Genomic DNA, 1372 nt, shown 5'->3' with positions numbered 1-1372 from the left:
GGCACCGTGTGGGGCATCATGCACGCCTTCACGGGCCTGGCTTCGCTGGCGCAGGTGACGCTGGCCACCGTGGCGCCTGGCATTGCCGAGGCGCTGGTGGCCACCGCCATCGGCCTGTTCGCCGCCATCCCGGCGGTGGTGGCCTACAACCGCTTCGCGCACGACATCGATCGCGTGGCCAACCAGATGGAGACCTTCATGGAAGAGTTCTCCAACATCCTGCAGCGCAACGTGGCGGCCCAGTCCAACGCCGCCGCGGCGGCCCCCACCGCCCGCTGAGCGCCATGGCCAGGATCGCCACCCGCGGCCGGGGCCGCCGCACCATCAACGAGATCAACATGGTCCCGTTCATTGACGTGATGTTGGTGCTGCTGATCATCTTCATGGTCACCGCCCCGCTGATCACACCCAGCCAGATCAGCCTGCCCAGCGTCGGCCAGGCCGGCCGCCAGCCGGACCGTTTCGTGCAGGTGATCGTGGACAAGGGCGAGCGCCTGCAGGTGCGCGAAGGCGCCGGTGCAGCCGAGGGGCCGGACGTCCCGCTGGCCCAGCTGGCCGCCCGCGTGCAGCAACTGCAAGGCGGCGACCTGCAGGTGCCGGTGGTCATCAGCGCCGACAAGGGCGTGAAGTACGAAACCGTGGTCTCGGTCATGGACCGGTTGCAGCGCGCCGGTGTCGCCCGCGTGGGCCTGTCGGTGCAGACCACGCGCTGAACACCCACCGCGCCCGACGGCCATGACCAGCAGCTTCGCCCTGTCGCGCCACGCCGCCCAGGAGCACCTGCGCCTGGCACCGCCGCGGCAGGACCACTGGCTGGGCCCGGTCGGGCTGGCGTTGCTGGCGCACGGCCTGCTGGTGGCCGCGCTGACCTGGGGCGTGGGCTGGAAGCAGGATGTGGCGACGCCCGTGTTCGAAGCCGAACTGTGGTCCCGCCTGCCGGTGCAGGCCGCACCGCGTGCCGAAGCACCACCACCCGCCCCGCCCGCACCCGCGCCCGCGCCCGAGGTGCGGCCCGAACCGCGCCCTGCCCCGCCCCCGCCCGGCCCCAGCGAGGTGCAGATCGCCACGCAACGCGCTCAGCAGAAAAAAGAGCTGGACCAGCGCGCGCTCGAAGAAGCGCGCCAGAAAGCGCTGACGGAGAAAGCCGCCGCGGACAAGGCCGCGGCAGAGAATAAGCGCCAGCAAGAGCAGAAACTGGCCGCTGACAAGCGACTGGCCGAGCAGAAGGCCGCGGAAGCGAAACAGGCCCTGGAGGCCGAGGCCCAGCGCAAACGCAACATCGAACGCATGCTGGGCCAGGCTGGAGCCAGCGGCGCCCCGCAGGCCACGGTCACGGCACAGCAGTCGGCAGGGCCGTCTGCGGGCTCCGGTG

General features: G+C 71.3%; 2 protein-coding genes and 1 pseudogene. All 3 read left to right on the top strand.

The features are described from left to right. The coding region (locus ACR2JA_RS18885) for a MotA/TolQ/ExbB proton channel family protein (RefSeq protein WP_434010606.1) at window positions 1-279 on the top strand (279 nt) is incomplete at its 5' end. Between the two features lie 5 nt (window positions 280-284). Further along, a complete protein-coding gene (locus ACR2JA_RS18880; RefSeq protein ID WP_434010605.1) occupies window positions 285-713 on the top strand; it encodes a biopolymer transporter ExbD in 429 nt (142 codons plus the stop codon). Window positions 714-735: 22 nt separating this feature from the next. Then, window positions 736-1372, top strand: a pseudogene (locus ACR2JA_RS18875) (cell envelope integrity protein TolA); the annotation flags it as partial.

The organism is Hydrogenophaga sp. (assembly GCF_051007235.1).
Lineage (GTDB): Bacteria > Pseudomonadota > Gammaproteobacteria > Burkholderiales > Burkholderiaceae_C > Hydrogenophaga.
This window is presented reverse-complemented; position numbering and strand designations above follow the sequence as displayed.

What these genes read in the sequence shown, in the direction of transcription:
- ACR2JA_RS18880 (WP_434010605.1), top strand. Translation starts at nt 285, where the DNA reads ATGGCCAGGATCGCCACCCGCGGCCGGGGCCGCCGCACCATCAACGAG.